This is a genomic window from Oerskovia enterophila (assembly GCF_044748475.1).
Lineage (GTDB): Bacteria > Actinomycetota > Actinomycetes > Actinomycetales > Cellulomonadaceae > Oerskovia > Oerskovia enterophila.
Window position 1 is genome coordinate 142,587 of record NZ_JBIVFZ010000007.1, and the last position, 14,043, is coordinate 156,629.

The window sequence follows — 14,043 nt, forward strand, 5'->3', positions numbered from 1 at the left end:
GGCACCGCGAAACCCGGGTGACCGTTCGCGGTTAAGGTTGTCGCGTGCACTCCTGGCCCATGCCTCAGATCCCGTCCCTGCCCGGCCGCGGCCTCCCGATCCAGGTGCACGACAGCACCACCGGGGAGCTCGTCGTCGCCGCGGAAGGGGACACCGCGACCATGTACGTCTGCGGGATCACCCCGTACGACGCGACCCACATCGGGCACGCCGCGACCTACGTCGGTTTCGACCTCCTCAACCGTGCATGGCGCGACGCGGGTCACACCGTGACGCACGCGTCCAACGTGACCGACGTCGACGACCCGCTGCTCGAGCGCGCGACCGCGACGGGCGTGGACTGGTGGGACCTCGCGGTCGAGCAGACAGCCCTGCTGGCCGAGGACATGACGGCACTCGGCGTCGTACCCCCCGACGTGTACCGCGGCGCGGTCGAGGCCATCCCGGACGTGGTCCAGGCCGTCGAGGCGCTCATCGAGGACGGCTTCGCCTACCGCGTCCCGGTCGAGCCCGGCGCGGGCGGTGACGCCCCCGAGCTCGGCGACGTGTACGCGGACCTGAGCGCCGACGCGCGCTTCGGCGCCGTCTCGCGGCTCAGCCGCGACGACATGGTGCGGCTCTTCGGCGAGCGCGGGGGAGACCCCGAGCGCGACGGCAAGAAGGACCCCCTCGACCCGCTGCTGTGGCGGCGCGAGCGCGTGGGCGAGCCCTCGTGGGACGGCGCGAGCCTCGGCACCGGACGCCCCGGCTGGCACATCGAGTGCGCGGTCATCGCCCGCGACGGACTGGGCCTGCCCTTCGACATCCAGGGCGGCGGCGCCGACCTGCTCTTCCCGCACCACGAGATGTCGACCTCGCACGACCGCCTGCTCGACCACGGGTTCGGTGCGCGCAACCACGTGCACGCCGGTCTGGTCGCCTACCAGGGCGAGAAGATGAGCAAGTCCCGCGGGAACCTCGTGTTCGTCTCGGCCCTGCGCGCCACGGGCGTCGACCCCATGGCCATCCGCCTCGCGCTCCTCGCGCACCACTACCGCTCCGAGTGGGAGTGGACCGACGCCGACCTCCCGGCCGCCGTCGAACGCCTCGAGCGGTGGCGCTCGGCCGTGTCCGGCAACGGTGGACCCGACGCCGACGCGACCCTCGCCGCCGTGCGCGAGGCCCTCGCGAACGACCTCGACGCGCCCACGGCGCTCGCGGCCGTCGACGCGTGGGCCGACGTCTCGCTCGCGGAGGGCCGGGACACCTCGGAAGACACCGAGGGCGCCCCCGGCGTGATCTCGCGGATGGTCAACGCCCTGCTCGGGGTGCGTCTCTAGAGCCTGCCGGACGGCCGGTGCAGCCGGCCGGTGAACGCTGCGGCCCGCGGCGCCTCCCCTGAGGGAGGTGCCGCGGGCCGCAGTCGTCCTGGGCCGCGCTGCCCGGGGCCTTCGCTAGGGCAGCGGCCCGCCCGACCCGTTGTCGCGGCGGCGCAGGTAGCGCTCGAACTCGCGCGCGATCGCCTCGCCGCTCGCCTCGGGCAGCTCGGCCGTGTCCTTGGCCTCCTCGAGCTGCTGCACGTACTCGGCGATCTCGGCGTCCTCGGCCGCGAGCTCGTCGACGCCGTGCTGCCAGGCCACGGCCTCCTCGGGCAGGTCGCCCAGCGGGACGGGGTCCGACAGGAGCTCCTCGACCCGCGCCAGGATCGCGAGCGTGGCCTTGGGGGACGGCGAGTTCGCGACGTAGTGCGGCACGGCCGCCCACAACGACACCGACTGCATGCCGCGCTCGGCGGCCGCGTGCTGGAGCACGCCGACGATCCCCGTGGGGCCCTCGTACGAGCTCTGCTCGACGTCGAGGACCGCGCGCAGGCCGACGCTCTCCGACGTGGCCGTCATGGGGATGGGGCGCGTGTGCGGCACGTCGGCGAGCAGCGCGCCGATCGTCACGACGGTCGTGACCCCCTCGCGCTCGGCGATGTCGAGCAGCTCGCGGCAGAACGTGCGCCAGCGCATCGACGGCTCGATCCCGTGCACCAGGACCACGCGTCGCCCGCTGGCGGGCACGGTCACCGCGGTCACGGTCGTGGTGGGCCACGTGATCTCCCGTCGGCCGTCGTCCGAGGTGGTCACGACCGGGCGGTTGACCTGGAAGTCGTGGTACTCCTCGGGGTCGATCGCAGCGATCTCCTCCGCGCCCCAGACGTCGTGCAGGTGCAGGAGCGCGGCGGTCGCTGCGCCCCCTGCGTCGTTCCACCCCTCGAACGCCGCCAGCATCACGGCCTGTCGAGGCTCGTCGGCGGACGACGGAGGCAGGGCCGGGGTGGTCGGCTCGGGCAGGTCGGCCGGGTCGATCGGTTCCGGGGTCTCGTTCATCGTCCCAGCCTAGGCCGCGTGAGCGACGAAACGACTCCATTGCCGATGAGGCACGTGGGCACCCTGAATTCGCCTTGCGTCAAGGAGGGGATGGACTTCACCCTTCCGCATGGGTCGAGGGCCTGAGAGTATCCCCTCATGACGACTTCCCGCCCTAAGGGCTACCGAAACTACTCCGCTGACGGAACGTACTGGACGGTCCGAAAGGTCGGGAAGGTCTATTGGGTCGTGAGAATCAACCCGGCGAGCGCGGGGTACGCCTGGGAAGAGGTCTGGGGCGGGTATCAGGTTGCCGGCGCCGCCGGTGGCGCTGCTGCCCAGCTCGCGTACGGGCAGGCGATGCGTGATGCGCAGAGCGCAATCTCAGGCTCCCTGCACGAAGCACTCGCATCGATCGGGCTCGGCGTCGAGAAGCCGTCCAAGCCTGCTGTGCCGCCAGCTGAAGCGCCCCGAGGAACGCAGGACGACGAGGAGTTCGACGACGACGCTGCGTGAGTCTCGGGGCCCTGCCCGGAGGCGGCGTCGCGTCAACGGGGTGCGTGCCGGGCGGGAAGCGGAGGGTAGCGGGCCCGGCAGGGAGGCCACATGAGCAGGCGGGCTATGGTGGCAGGGACGGCCACGAACCGTCCCCCCGAGCATGGAGAATGCGTTGAACCCCCTGGAAGCACCCGATCTCACCCGCACCGACAGCGCCCCTCGCGAGGCGCTCGCACTGCCACAAGCCGTCCTGTGGGACATGGACGGCACGCTCGTCGACACCGAGCCCTACTGGATCGCCGCGGAACAGGAGCTGGTCGAGGCGCACGGCGGCACCTGGTCGCACGAGCAGGCCCTGCAGATGGTCGGCAACCCCCTGACCGAGTCGGCCACGATCCTCCAGGCAGCGGGCGTCGACCTGCCCTCCGAGCAGATCATCGACTTCCTCATCTCGCGGGTGATCGGGCAGGTCGAGGTCGAGGTCCCGTGGCAGCCCGGTGCGCGCGAGCTGCTCGCCGAGCTCCGCGAGCGCGGCGTGCCGTGCGCCCTGGTGACCATGTCCTACCGCTCGCTCGCCGAGCCCGTCGTGGGCATGACCCCGCCCGGGTCGTTCGAGACCCTGGTGTGCGGCGACGAGGTCACGCGCGGCAAGCCGCACCCCGAGCCGTACCTCGTGGCGGCCGAGAGGCTGGGCGTCGACGTGACCCGCTGCGTGGCGATCGAGGACTCGCCCACGGGCATCGGGTCGGCGCAGGCCGCCGGCGCGGCGACGCTCGGTGTCGAGGCCGTTGTCCCCGTGCCGGTCCTGCCCGGGCTGAGCCGCACGCCGTCGCTCGCGCTCGTCGACGTCGACATGCTCTCGCGCATCCTCGCGGGCGACGTGGTCGACCTCATCGAGGACTGACGGGCTAGGAAGCGGCCGCCTCCGGGGCGATCCCGAGCGTCAGCTCGATCGCACCCTCGGGGACCTCCGGAGGCGTGCCGCCGAACTGCGGGCACAGGGCCTGGTGCGCGCACCACCCGCACAGCGGGGTCTTCCGCGGGGCCCACTGCCCGCTGCGGGCAGCCTGCGTGATCGAGGACCACAGCGTCCGCACCTGCTCCTCGACCGCCAGGAGGTCCGCCTCCTGCGGCTCTGCGCGCAGCACCTGGCCGTCGCCCAGGTAGACGAGCTGGAGCATCTTGGGGATCTCGCCCCGCTCGCGCCACAGCACCAGGCCGTAGAACCGCATCTGGAACAGTGCCGACCCTTGGTACTGGGGCCGGGGAGTCTTGCCCGTCTTGTAGTCCACGACCCGCATCGCGCCGTTCGGGGCGACGTCGAGCCGGTCCACGATGCCGCGCAGGAGCGGGCCGTCCTCGAGCTGGGTCTCGACGAACATCTCGCGCTCGGCCGGTTCGAGGCGGTTGGGGTCCTCGAGCGTGAAGTAGGTGCCCAGGAGGTTCCCGGCGCCCTCGAGCCACTCCTGGACCGGGCCCTCCGGCGCGCTGCCCGCCTCGCCGGCGCCCGCGAAGAGCTCGGCGTACCGGGGCTCGGCCTCCTGGAGGCGGTCCCACTCGCCCGGGACCATGGCCTGGGCGGCCGCGAGCGTGCGCTCGCCCACCGGGGCGTCGTACAGCCGCTCGAGCACCGAGTGGACCAGGGTGCCGCGCGCGGCCGCAGCGCTGGGCGGCTCGGGGAGCCGGTCCACGACGCGGAACCGGAACAGCAGAGGGCACTGCATGAAGTCGTTCGCCCGCGACGGCGACAGCGCCGGGCGCCGACGCTCACGGGGGGAGTCGCCGACGGGCTCGACCGTCGCGTCGGGGGAGTCGGTGCCGACGAGGTCGGGGGCGAGGGACGTCATGCGTCGAGCCTACGTGTCGACGCCCACACGGCCGCCACGGCCCACAGCACGGGTTCGGCACAGGTGACCGACATAGGGTGTCGACGTGGAGACCACCCCGGCACCGGCCCGTCGCGCCCCCCGAGACCCGCGCCTGACGAAGGGCTGGGTCATCGGCCGGGTGTCGGGCGCGCCCGTCATCCTCACGCCCTCGTGGTTCCTCGCCGCGGCCGTCCTGACGCTCCTGTTCGCCCCGACCGTGCGCAGCTTCGCGCCGGGCCTGGGCGTGGGGATCTACCTGGTCTCGTTCGTGTTCGTCCTGCTGCTGTTCGTCTCGGTCTTCCTGCACGAGGTCGCCCACGCCGTGGTCGCCAAGTCGCGGGGCCACGAGGTCACCGAGCTCGCGGTGACGATCTGGGGTGGGCACACCGCCTACTCGGGGACCTCGCGACGTCCCCTGGACGGGATCCTCATCTCGGTCGTGGGCCCGCTGACGAACCTGCTCCTCGCGGTCGTGTGCTGGTTTGCGTTCCAGGCGCAGCCGACCATGACCGTCCCCGCCCTGCTGCTGTACGCGGCGGCGTTCTCCAACGCGTTCGTGGGCGTCTTCAACCTGCTGCCGGGCCTGCCGCTCGACGGCGGACAGATCCTCGAGTCGGCGGTCTGGGCCGTCACGGGGTCCCGGACCCGGGGCACGATCGTCGCGGGCTGGGTCGGGCGCGTCATGGCCGTGGGCGTGGTGGTGTGGGCCCTGGGCTGGCCCCTGCTCAACGGGTACCAGGTGGACTTCTTCACGGTCGCGTGGTCCGCGCTGATCGGTGCGTTCCTGTGGTCCGGGGCAGGGGCCGCGATCACCAACGGCCGCACGCGCGAGGCGGTCGCGGGTCTCACGGTCGCCTCGCTCGCGTACCCGGCCGTCGCGGTGCCCGTGGCCACCACGGTGTCCGACGCCGTCGCGGCCGCCCAGCGGGCGGGCGCGGGACACGTCGTGCTCACCGACACGCTCGGGCGGCCCGTGGCCTACGCCGACCCCGCGGCCGTCGCGGCCGTGCCCCCCGCCCAGGCGCCGCTCACCCCGGTCGGGGCGGTCGCCGTCGGGCTGCCGCCCACCGCACAGGTGGACGTGCACCTCGCGGGCCAGGCCATGCTCGACGCCGTGGCCTCGGCGACGCGGGACGCGCCCCTGCTCGTGGTGACGGACGCCGGGCGCGTCGTCGGGCTGCTCGACGTGAGCCACGTCGTCGCGGCGCTCCAGGCCGCGCGCGGGCGCTGAGAGGACCGCGGCCCGCCCACGGGACTCCCGCCCCGGGCGGCCCGACTAGGATGGTCGCCCGTGACCCAAGAGCCCACGCACGACGCGCCCGCCCCGTCCGCCCCGAGCGACGTCCCCGCCTCGCCGGCCCCCACGGCGACCGGTGCCGACGTGCGCCGCGGCCCCCTGCGGCTGGGCGACAAGGTCCAGCTGACCGACCCGCGCGGGCGCCTGCACACCATCACGCTCGCGACGGGCGCCACGTTCCACACGCACCGCGGCTACCTCAACCACGAGGACCTGGTCGGCCTGCCCGAGGGCTCGGTCGTGCGCAACACCGCGGGCATCGAGTACCTCGCGCTGCGCCCGCTGCTGGCCGACTACGTCCTGTCGATGCCGCGCGGCGCGGCCGTGGTCTACCCCAAGGACGCGGGCCAGATCGTCGCGATGGCCGACATCTACCCCGGCGCGCGCGTCATCGAGGCCGGCGTCGGCTCGGGCGCGCTGACCATGTCGCTCCTGCGCGCGGTCGGCGACCAGGGCTCGGTGCACTCGATCGAGCGCCGCGAGGACTTCGCCGCGATCGCGCGCGGCAACGTCGAGCTGTTCTTCGGCGGTGAGCACCCTGCCTGGGAGCTCTCGGTCGGCGACCTGTCCGACGTGCTGCCCCAGGTCGCGGAGAACGGCTCGATCGACCGGGTCGTGCTCGACATGCTCGCGCCCTGGGAGAACCTCGACGCGGTCGCCGACGCGCTCGCGCCCGGCGGCGTGCTGATCTGCTACGTCGCGACCGCGACCCAGCTCTCGCGCCTCGCCGAGGACCTGCGTGCCGACGGGCGCTACGCCGAGCCGTCGGCCTGGGAGTCCCTGGTCCGCGGCTGGCACCTCGAGGGCCTCGCGGTGCGCCCGCAGCACCGCATGGTCGGGCACACGGGCTTCCTGCTCACGGCGCGCCGCCTGGCCGACGGCACGGTCGCGCCGCTGCGCAAGCGTCGCCCCGCCAAGGGCTCGTACCCGGTCGCCGAGGAGTGGACGCCCGAGGACCTGGGTGAGCGGTCGGTCTCCGACAAGCGCGTGCGCCGCGTGCGCCGCGACGTGGGCCAGGGCCCCCAGCTCGACCCGCGCACGGGCCAGCCGCTCGTGCCGGCCCCCGAGGACGAGGCCGCGGATGCCGCGGCCCTCGTCGAGGACGACGCCCCCGTGGACACCCTGGACGTTTCGGACGCCGTCGACAACGATTGAGGAACGACGGTCTCAGCAGGGGTGTCCCTGCAGCGGCCGCCCAGGTCTTGTGCGTAAGGTCGAGCCTCGATCACCGGGCTGCCGGAGGTCGGTGACGCGCCGGTGACGGGGTCGACCGCACGACCTCCTGACGGCGCCAGGCGAGAGGGAGAAGCCGGATGACCGAGACACCTGGACTGACACCTGGACAGACCCCGAACCGTGACGGCGAACGCCAGCAGGCGATCCTGTCGGCCAAGAACGAGCGGCTCGCGGAGGCGCTGCGTGCGGCGCGGGACCAGATCATCGACCTCAAGCGTCAGATCGACGAGCTCGCCAAGCCGCCCGGGACGTACGCGGTCTTCCTCGGTGCCCACCCGGACGGGACGGTCGACGTCTCCGCCGCGGGCCGCAAGATGCACGTGGGCGCGAGCCCCAGCCTCGACCTGTCGACGCTGCACCCCGGCCAGGAGGTCAAGCTCAACGAGGCCATGACCGTGGTCTCGGCGGGCGGCTACGAGCAGGTCGGGGAGCTCGTGACCGTCAAGGAGCTCCTGGGCTCGGACCGTGCGCTCGTCGTCGGGCGCTCGGACGAGGAGCGCGTGGTCCGTCTCGCGGGCTCGCTCGCCGACGCGCCCCTGCGCATCGGCGACTCGCTCACGATCGACACGCGCAGCGGCTTCGTGTTCGAGATCGTGCCCAAGTCCGAGGTCGAGGAGCTGGTCCTCGAGGAGGTCCCGGACATCGACTACTCGGACATCGGCGGCCTGGGCCCGCAGATCGAGCAGATCCGCGACGCGGTCGAGCTGCCGTTCAGCCACCCGGACCTGTTCCGCGAGCACGGGCTGCGCCCGCCCAAGGGCGTCCTGCTGTACGGGCCTCCCGGGTGCGGCAAGACGCTCATCGCCAAGGCCGTGGCCAACTCGCTCGCGCACACGGTCGCCAAGGCGCGGGCCGCGGCGGGCGAGCTCGCGGGCGAGGAGGTCGTCTCGGACCCGGACGGCGCCAAGAGCTACTTCCTCAACGTCAAGGGCCCCGAGCTGCTCAACAAGTACGTGGGGGAGACCGAGCGCCACATCCGGCTGATCTTCGCCCGTGCCCGGGAGAAGGCCTCGCAGGGCACGCCCGTCGTGGTCTTCTTCGACGAGATGGAGTCGCTGTTCCGCACGCGCGGCACCGGGCTGTCCTCGGACGTCGAGACCACGATCGTGCCCCAGCTCCTGAGCGAGATCGACGGCGTCGAGCGCCTCGACAACGTGATCGTCATCGGCGCGTCCAACCGCGAGGACATGATCGACCCCGCGATCCTGCGGCCCGGTCGTCTCGACGTGAAGATCAAGATCGAGCGACCGGATGCGGAGGGTGCCAAGGAGATCTTCGCGAAGTACCTGACGACCGACCTGCCGATCCACCCCGAGGACCTCGCCGAGCACGGGGGCAGCGCCCAGGGGGCGATCGACGCCATGATCACGAGCGTGGTCGAGCGCATGTACTCCCAGGAGGACGAGAACCAGTTCCTCGAGGTCACGTACGCGAGCGGCGACAAGGAGGTCCTGTACTTCAAGGACTTCAACTCGGGGGCCATGATCCAGAACGTCGTGGATCGCGCCAAGAAGTCCGCGATCAAGGACCTCCTGGCGACCGGTCAGCGCGGCATCCGGGTCGAGCACCTGCTCGCGGCGTGCGTCGACGAGTTCAAGGAGAACGAGGACCTGCCGAACACCACCAACCCGGACGACTGGGCGCGCATCTCGGGCAAGAAGGGCGAGCGCATCGTCTTCATCCGCACGATCGTCCAGAAGAAGGGCGACGGGGCGGGGACCGTGGCGCGCACGATCGACACGGTCACGAGCACGGGGCAGTACCTGTAGATTGGCGCCGGTAGGAGCTTGGGCAGAACGCAAAGGAGGGTACAAGACAGGTGTCAACGGACGTCGTCGAAGAGCAGTTCGGAGGAACTGGAACAGGGGTCGAGGCGGAGGTTACGGATTCCGACACAGCTGGCCCAAAGCCGTGGGATCCCGAGCGGATCCGAGTAACCACCAAGAATTTCTCGCTCCGAAATATCCTAGACATGATTGATAGCGAGGATCTGGAACTTGCGCCGGACTTCCAACGGAACCGAGTCTGGAAATCTCGTCAAAAGTCTCGTCTAATCGAGAGCCTCTTGCTGCAAATCCCCCTGCCTGCATTCTATTTCGCGGAAGACGCCGATGGGATGCTCCGAGTTGTCGATGGGCTCCAGCGTCTTTCGACTATCCACTCCTTCGCAAGAGAATCTGCGTTCATGCTGTCAGACCTGGAGTACCTCAAAGACCGCGAAGGGATGACCTTTAGTGCGCTCGACCCCTCCCTTCAGCGACGCCTGCACAACACCCAGATCGTTGCTCACGTAATCGACCCGACGACCCCGGATGAAGTCAAGTATGACATCTTTAAACGGATCAATACGGGAGGCGAGCCTCTGAATGGTATGGAGGTTCGCCACTGCATGAGCAAAACCCGTGGGCGCGCGTTTCTCAAACGATGTGTTGGCCGTGACGAGTTTTATAGGGCAACCAACGGCGCCCTTGAGAACCATATTCGAATGCATGATCGCGAGGCGGCTCTCCGTTTCGTCGCTTTTCGCCTGCTGGACACCACAGACCAGTACGAGGAATTCGGGAGCCTCGAGCGTCTACTTGACTGGGCCGCCGGAGTGTTGGATGACCCAAAGCAAGTTAGTGACCGCGAACTAGACGAGATTCTTCGTGAGTTTGCAGCGGCGATGGACAACGCACATCTCGTGTTTGGTGCACACGCATTCAGAAAATGGCCCGAAGGGGACGATCGGCTGTACCCGATTAACCGGGCACTTTTCGAGAGCTGGGCATTCGCATTGTCAGAATATCCGCTTGCTTCCGTGGGCTCGCATGCTGAGACTATAGCGAAACTTGCCCGATCGAAAATGACGTTGAACCGTCGGTACATTGAGTCTATTAGTTCCTCCACGTCTGACTGGAGGAGGGTACGCGAGCGCTTCGCCGTCCCGAGGGAAATCCTGGAAAGGACGATTAAGTGATCGAAGGATTGCGGATCAAGGGCTTTAAGCGCTTCTTGGACCAGGAGTTCAGTTTTTCACGATTGAACGTGCTAACTGGCCTAAATGGTTCAGGCAAGAGCACGGTCCTTCAAGCGATTCTACTTTCACATTCGGCGGCTCGGGGCGTTGGTATACAGGCGATCGGGCTTAACCCGTCCGATGGTGTGGGGCTCGGGGGGGCGTCAGACGTACTGAACACCTTTTCTAGCACCGATCAGATAGCGATCACTGTATGGAATGGGGACCATCGGGCCGAAGTAACGTTGGAGTGTGGCCCAGGGGATTCATCGGGGATGCGAACATCCATTCCAATATCTGGGATCATTGGCGACTTTCCGAGCCCGTTAGGTAGATCCGGGTTGTTCCAGTACCTGGGAGCCGAGAGGCTTGGGCCGAAGCTCTTCTATCCGGTGGCCGTCGATGGGATAAGCGAGATCGCAGTTGGCGGGGATGGCAGTCTTACTGCGAATGTCCTCGCCAATCAGGGGCGAGCCGTAGTCCCAGAGAAGCGCCGTCATGGCAGTCAAACCACGGTCACGACTCTGGGCGCGCAGGCCGAGGCTTGGCTGTCACAAATGGTTGGGGCAACCCGAATTCGTACGTCACTCCTGCCACGCCTGCCTTTGGCCACGCTTGAATTTAAGGGGCCCGATGTTGGCGATGAATGGACTCTTCCCGTTAATACTGGGTTTGGTTTCAGCTACTGCCTTCCGGTCATTGTTGCTGGACTGGTTGTTCCAGAAGGGGGCATCCTGATCGTTGATAGTCCGGAGGCTCACTTGCATCCGGCCGCACAGTCGGCTATGGGTGAGTTTCTCGCCAACGTGGCGTCGGATGGCGTCCAGGTATTTGTCGAGACTCACAGCGACCATGTCTTGAATGGCATTCGTAGATCGCTGATCAGGCGTGAGGCGTTGAACGTTGGAGATGTTGAAGTACTATTTTTCTCCAAGGAGGCAGTGACGCGGGTCGAGGTGAATTCTCGGGCTGCAATGCGTCCAATGCCGCCCGGGTTCTTTGATCAGATTGAACTTGATTTGGCGCAGATCGTGCGTGGTCGCCCTGGTGGTGCTGGTTGAACTTCTTTGTCGACGAGTCGAGTCTTGTGCTAACTCCTCTGGAGTCGGGGCGCTTGGAGTCGCTCATGAGTGCTCTGGCGCTTTCGATTGTCGAATCCGGCGCTGCCTACAAATGGAGTTGCATATGGGAGTATGAGTGGGGAAGTTCCACTGTTTATGATGTCCTGTTTGCGCGGCAATGGGAGGACTCTGACGCCCGACGACTTGTGATAGCTGCATTGGTGAAGTGTGTGGACTGGGATTTCGAGTTCGATTTGCCACATGGTTGGACCATACTGTTTGACGGTGCTCTTAGGGAGTTTGCTCCAACGCTTGGCGTCATGACGAAGGTGCATGACGGGCAGCGGCTTGCCGCAATCGTTAGCGGTGCGGTAGAGGGTGGGCGTAGTTCAACTATTGTCGACGAGCAGGGCATAGCGCGTTCAATCAGTTGTGTCCGAGAGGCGAGCGACGTGGCTCATCATTGGAGGAATGTTCTAAAGATCGAAGGCGGGAGCCGTCTGGACCTTGAATTTGCTGCAAAGCGCGCGTTTCCTAATTTGGTCTTTTCAGAAGGTTTCTTTGGTCAATTTGGTCGACTTCAAGGAGATCGCCGCGAGAACAGGCTCAAGGTGTTTGCCCACCTGGAAGTTCTGTCAGACTATGGCACGCTGATCTGGGCTCAGTGGACGCAAGCGCATGAGAGAATCGCCGCCATGGGGAGTCGGGGCGTGACCTGTTCGCCGGAGAGTTCCGGAACGCGATCGCAATCTGGAAAGATGGATCAGAGGCGCGTGTTCTTTGGTGACCGTGAAGTTTTGTGTGAATGGCACACGAAGTTGGAGCCGAACCGTAACCGCATCCACTTTTCTATCGAGAATGGAGCCGTTTTTGTGGGGAGGATGGTTGGTCATCTACCCACGTAGGCGTTTCGCTCGCTGGACAGCCCGCCCCGCCGTAGGGACACCGGCATAGGGTGGTGCTCGTGACCGTGCGACGCGTGATGGGGATCGAGACCGAGTACGGCGTGCTGCAACCGGGGCGTCCGCAGGCGAACCCGATGCTCCTGTCGAGCCAGGTCGTGACCACCTACCGGGCGCTCGCGGCCCGCGCGGACGGAGCCCGCGGCAAGGCCCGCTGGGACTACGACGACGAGGACCCGCTCCAGGACGCCCGGGGCTTCCACCTCCAGCGCGCCGCGGCCCACCCCTCGCTGCTGACGGACGACCCGACCCGGCCCGCGCCGTCGGGCCCCGTGCCCCGGGACCCGGCGGGCGCCGCGTCGTTCCAGGAGGTCGCCCGGCCCACGCACGAGGACTACGACGACCCGAGCGCCGCGAACGTCATCCTGACCAACGGTGCGCGCCTGTACGTGGACCACGCGCACCCCGAGTACTCCTCGCCCGAGGTGACGAACCCGACCGACGCGGTCTGCTGGGACGTCGCGGGCGAGCGCATCATGCTCGCGGCCTCGCGCGAGCTGGGCGCCGTCCCGGGGTCGGAGGTCGCGCTCTACAAGAACAACGTCGACGGCAAGGGCGCGTCCTACGGCACGCACGAGAACTACCTCGTGGACCGGGCCGTGCCGTTCGCGACGCTCGTCGAGCTGCTCACGCCCTTCCTCGTGACACGTCAGGTGTTCACGGGCTCGGGTCGCGTCGGCCTGGGCGCTGTGGGCCAGGAGCCGGGCTTCCAGCTCTCGCAGCGTGCCGACTACATGGAGGCCGAGGTCGGCCTCGAGACGACCCTGCGCCGTCCCATCGTCAACACGCGCGACGAGCCGCACGCCGACCGCCAGCGCTGGCGCCGCCTGCACCTGATCATCGGGGACGCGAACCTGTTCGAGGTCGCGACCTACCTCAAGCTCGGCACCACGTCGCTCGTGCTGTTCGTGGTCGAGCAGCTCGACGCGCTCTCCGCGGTCGAGGGGGCCTCCGGCGCCTCGTTGCGTGCCGAGCTCGCGGCCCTGCGCCTGCACGACCCGGTGTCCGACGTGCAGAAGGTCAGCCGCGACCTCGACCTCAGGGCGCCGCTCCTGCTCGCGGACGGGCGGCGCCTGACGGCGCTCGAGGTCCAGCGCGTCTATGCCGACGTGGCCCGCCGGGCCGCGGAGCACCTGGGGACGCTCGACGACGAGACCCGCGCCGTCCTGGACCGCTGGGAGTCGGTCCTGTCCCGCCTCGGGACGGACCCGGCGTCGTGCGCCCGGGAGGTCGAGTGGGTCGCCAAGCTCCGTCTGCTCGACCGCCTGCGTCGGCGCGACCACCTTGACTGGGACCACCCGCGGCTCGCCGCGATGGACCTCCAGTGGTCCGACGTGCGCCCCGAGCGCAGCATCTACCACCGGCTGCTCGGGGCGGGGGCCGCCGAGCGGCTCGTCGACGAGCGCGCGGTCTCCCAGGCCGTCCACCACGCGCCCGAGGACACCCGGGCGTACTTCCGGGGAGAGGTCATGGCGCGGTTCGGCGACGAGGTCTCGGCCGCGAGCTGGGACTCGGTGATCTTCGACGTCGCGGGCGCCCCCTCGCTCCAGCGCGTCCCCATGCTCGACCCGCTGCGCGGGACCCGGGCGCACATCGGCGCGCTGCTCGAGGCGAGCAAGGACGCCGGGGCGCTGCTCACGGGCCTGTCCGGGACGTCCCGATGACTCGCGCCCGCGGCGCGGTCCGGCGCGGACCCGGCCGGAGAGCCTAGGCTTCGAGAAGACGCGGTCCCCGTGCACGGCGGGTCCGCCGCGTGAAGGCACGTCAGCACCGCACGTCAGCAGGATCGA

12 protein-coding genes are annotated in these 14,043 nt (G+C 68.8%); 10 read left to right on the forward strand and 2 right to left on the reverse strand.

Going from position 1 to position 14,043, the window contains the following annotated elements:
- Positions 1 to 44 precede the first annotated feature (44 nt).
- Positions 45 to 1,319 (forward strand): cysteine--1-D-myo-inosityl 2-amino-2-deoxy-alpha-D-glucopyranoside ligase, encoded by a 1,275-nt coding sequence (gene mshC, locus ACIPWA_RS19210; RefSeq protein ID WP_400292209.1) that lies wholly within the window; start codon positions 45 to 47, stop codon positions 1,317 to 1,319.
- A gap of 114 nt (positions 1,320 to 1,433) precedes the next feature.
- On the opposite strand, the gene ACIPWA_RS19215 is transcribed toward mshC, so the two are convergent.
- A complete protein-coding gene (locus ACIPWA_RS19215) occupies positions 1,434 to 2,354 on the reverse strand; it encodes a PAC2 family protein (protein ID WP_082608563.1) in 921 nt (306 codons plus the stop codon).
- Positions 2,355 to 2,492: 138 nt separating this feature from the next.
- Here ACIPWA_RS19215 and ACIPWA_RS19220 point away from each other — a divergent pair, with 138 nt between their 5' ends.
- Together ACIPWA_RS19220 and ACIPWA_RS19225 are read left to right on the forward strand one after the other, a co-directional pair.
- Positions 2,493 to 2,849, forward strand: coding sequence for a hypothetical protein (locus ACIPWA_RS19220; RefSeq protein WP_400292212.1), 357 nt, complete (start codon positions 2,493 to 2,495; stop codon positions 2,847 to 2,849).
- Between the two features lie 154 nt (positions 2,850 to 3,003).
- Positions 3,004 to 3,735: an HAD family hydrolase gene (locus tag ACIPWA_RS19225; RefSeq protein ID WP_400292214.1), complete on the forward strand. Its 732-nt coding sequence runs from the start codon at positions 3,004 to 3,006 to the stop codon at positions 3,733 to 3,735.
- 4 nt (positions 3,736 to 3,739) lie between these two features.
- On the opposite strand, the gene ACIPWA_RS19230 is transcribed toward ACIPWA_RS19225, so the two are convergent.
- Complete coding sequence (locus ACIPWA_RS19230; RefSeq protein WP_400292215.1) at positions 3,740 to 4,678, reverse strand: RecB family exonuclease; 939 nt, start codon at positions 4,676 to 4,678, stop codon at positions 3,740 to 3,742.
- Positions 4,679 to 4,763: 85 nt separating this feature from the next.
- On the opposite strand from ACIPWA_RS19230, the gene ACIPWA_RS19235 reads away from it, so the two are divergent.
- The 7 genes from ACIPWA_RS19235 (at position 4,764) to dop (ending at position 13,917) form a co-directional block, all read left to right on the forward strand.
- Positions 4,764 to 5,930, forward strand: coding sequence for a site-2 protease family protein (locus tag ACIPWA_RS19235; protein WP_231907828.1), 1,167 nt, complete (start codon positions 4,764 to 4,766; stop codon positions 5,928 to 5,930).
- 60 nt (positions 5,931 to 5,990) lie between these two features.
- Positions 5,991 to 7,151, forward strand: coding sequence for a tRNA (adenine-N1)-methyltransferase (locus ACIPWA_RS19240; RefSeq protein WP_082849145.1), 1,161 nt, complete (start codon positions 5,991 to 5,993; stop codon positions 7,149 to 7,151).
- Positions 7,152 to 7,309: 158 nt separating this feature from the next.
- Positions 7,310 to 9,001, forward strand: coding sequence for a proteasome ATPase (gene arc, locus ACIPWA_RS19245; protein WP_400292218.1), 1,692 nt, complete (start codon positions 7,310 to 7,312; stop codon positions 8,999 to 9,001).
- 50 nt (positions 9,002 to 9,051) lie between these two features.
- Positions 9,052 to 10,191 (forward strand): DUF262 domain-containing protein, encoded by a 1,140-nt coding sequence (locus tag ACIPWA_RS19250; RefSeq protein ID WP_400292220.1) that lies wholly within the window; start codon positions 9,052 to 9,054, stop codon positions 10,189 to 10,191.
- Complete coding sequence (locus tag ACIPWA_RS19255; protein ID WP_400292221.1) at positions 10,188 to 11,291, forward strand: AAA family ATPase; 1,104 nt, start codon at positions 10,188 to 10,190, stop codon at positions 11,289 to 11,291. Before ACIPWA_RS19250 ends, ACIPWA_RS19255 begins: the two co-directional genes overlap by 4 nt.
- A 65-nt stretch (positions 11,292 to 11,356) precedes the next feature.
- A complete protein-coding gene (locus ACIPWA_RS19260; RefSeq protein ID WP_400292222.1) occupies positions 11,357 to 12,196 on the forward strand; it encodes a hypothetical protein in 840 nt (279 codons plus the stop codon).
- Between the two features lie 77 nt (positions 12,197 to 12,273).
- On the forward strand, positions 12,274 to 13,917 hold the full coding sequence (gene dop, locus ACIPWA_RS19265) for a depupylase/deamidase Dop (protein WP_400292241.1): 1,644 nt from the start codon (positions 12,274 to 12,276) through the stop codon (positions 13,915 to 13,917).
- Positions 13,918 to 14,043: the final 126 nt, after the last annotated feature.

Excerpts from the sequence above, each read along its gene's own strand:
- ACIPWA_RS19215 (WP_082608563.1), bottom strand. The coding sequence starts at position 2,354 with ATGAACGAGACCCCGGAACCGATCGACCCGGCCGACCTGCCCGAGCCG.
- ACIPWA_RS19220 (WP_400292212.1), top strand. The coding sequence starts at position 2,493 with ATGACGACTTCCCGCCCTAAGGGCTACCGAAACTACTCCGCTGACGGA.
- ACIPWA_RS19230 (WP_400292215.1), bottom strand. The coding sequence starts at position 4,678 with ATGACGTCCCTCGCCCCCGACCTCGTCGGCACCGACTCCCCCGACGCG.
- arc (WP_400292218.1), top strand. The coding sequence starts at position 7,310 with ATGACCGAGACACCTGGACTGACACCTGGACAGACCCCGAACCGTGAC.
- ACIPWA_RS19260 (WP_400292222.1), top strand. The coding sequence starts at position 11,357 with ATGAGTGCTCTGGCGCTTTCGATTGTCGAATCCGGCGCTGCCTACAAA.
- dop (WP_400292241.1), top strand. The coding sequence starts at position 12,274 with ATGGGGATCGAGACCGAGTACGGCGTGCTGCAACCGGGGCGTCCGCAG.